Annotated in this window: 1 protein-coding gene; it reads left to right on the top strand. The window is 39.2% G+C overall.

Annotation, left to right across the window (positions count from 1 at the left end; genetic code table 11):
* Positions 1 to 173: 173 nt before the first annotated feature.
* Positions 174 to 1,703: a hypothetical protein gene (locus F607_RS33870; protein ID WP_268967658.1), complete on the top strand. Its 1,530-nt coding sequence runs from the start codon at positions 174 to 176 to the stop codon at positions 1,701 to 1,703.
* The last annotated feature ends 64 nt before the right edge of the window (positions 1,704 to 1,767 follow it).

Genomic DNA, 1,767 nt, shown 5'->3' with positions numbered 1-1,767 from the left:
ATTAAATCGTTTTACGTCGCTGGGCATGCCTCAAAGCTATAAATCTGTCTAAACAACCTCAAAAGACCAGATGATTCAGTACTGCAACAAAGCTTAAAGATGGACAGTGTGTTGAAAACAGGGTAACACCAAAGGAGTCAGGCTCTGGCAGTCAATGCGAGGCTGGCAATCCAATCAGCATCGCCACAGGTTTAAAAAAACAGCTTGAAAATGATTTTTCTGGTCCTTTTAATTTAACCCGAGTTTATAACAGTAACCTTGGTTATTGGTCATTTAATTATCGTCAACGTTTGATTTTAGTTAACGAAAATACTCTTCTACTCGAACACAGTGATGGTAAAACCTTCCGCTTTACTCAAAATGCCCTAGGTCAATGGCAGTCTGATAATGATATTTTTGTCAAAGTCACAGCCATTAATGAAAATAATGCTCGCTGGCAAGTGGTTTATTCGGATAGCCGCACAGAACAATTTGATGATCAAGGGCGTTTAATTTTAATTGAAACACTCTCAGGTTTAATGTGGACACTAAACCATACTGATACGACGACCACCATTGAAAATACTTTTAAAAATAAACTGGTTTATACCGTCAATAATGGTTTGATCGAAAAAGCTGTAATTAATGACGATAAAACACTTCAATACCAGTACGACGACCAAAAGAGATTAATTAAAGTCACTCTGGTTGATGGTTCGACACGCCAATATCACTACGAAAATTCCGCTTTCCCTTACCACCTCACTGGTATTACCAATGAGCAAGGCGTTCGCTATGCCACTTGGGACTATGATACACAAGGCCGTGGTATTCTAAGTAAGCATACAGATGGTGCAGAAAAAGTCGCCTTTGAATACCACGACAACAACAGTACAACCGTTACGAATCCACTTGGTAAAAAGACCACTTATTATTTTTCAAAAATAGAAGGTATTAATCGCGTCACCAAGGTTGAAGGTCACGCTTCTGCCAACTGTGCTGCAGCCAACCGCGAATACACTTATTACGACAATGGTCTGTTGAAATCCAAAACCGACTGGAAAGGTGTCACTACATCCTATCAATACAACGACCGTGGCTTATTAACGCGTAAAGTTGCCGCAAGTAGCACTACTAATCAGCAAGAAACATTAACCGAATGGCATGATACCTTTCGTTTGCCCACTCGCGTCACTGAAGCTAATCGTACAGTACATTATACCTACGACGATCAAGGTCGTTTAACGCAGCAAACAGTAACAACTGATCCAAATTACTCTGGAAGTACAGGTAATAACAGCGGTGGAACATCAGGTAATACCAACGAAAATGGAAATAATTCGTCATCAAATAATGGATCTTCAACAGAGCAAAATAGTAATAATGGTCAGTCTAATGAAGGCCAACAAACAAATGAAGATATTGATATTGAGTATGTACACAGTTTTATCTCAGGCAGTGCTGGTTATGACGAGTCAGTATCCTTCACTAGCGATTGTAAGAGTTTAAGTGAGACCTCTGAGTTTAGGTCATCCCGAATGGTACAAAATGCTAGTGGCTGGGACTGTATGGTAATAGATGCACCAAGTCCACATGAGCAAAAAAGATTACTTGCTGACTCAGTAAAAGACTGGTCCCTTGAAGGTAAACAAGGTTATAAAAATTGGTATTATGGTTATTTTAATTATGAATCTGACGCGATGCTCGACTTTTTAGCCTATTAATTTAGCTAACTGAAGAGGAGCATTGCCTTGGTTCCTATTAAATAATACACACAAACTGTGTGAT

This window comes from Zooshikella ganghwensis DSM 15267 (genome assembly GCF_000428585.1).
Lineage (GTDB): Bacteria > Pseudomonadota > Gammaproteobacteria > Pseudomonadales > Zooshikellaceae > Zooshikella > Zooshikella ganghwensis.
This window is presented reverse-complemented; position numbering and strand designations above follow the sequence as displayed.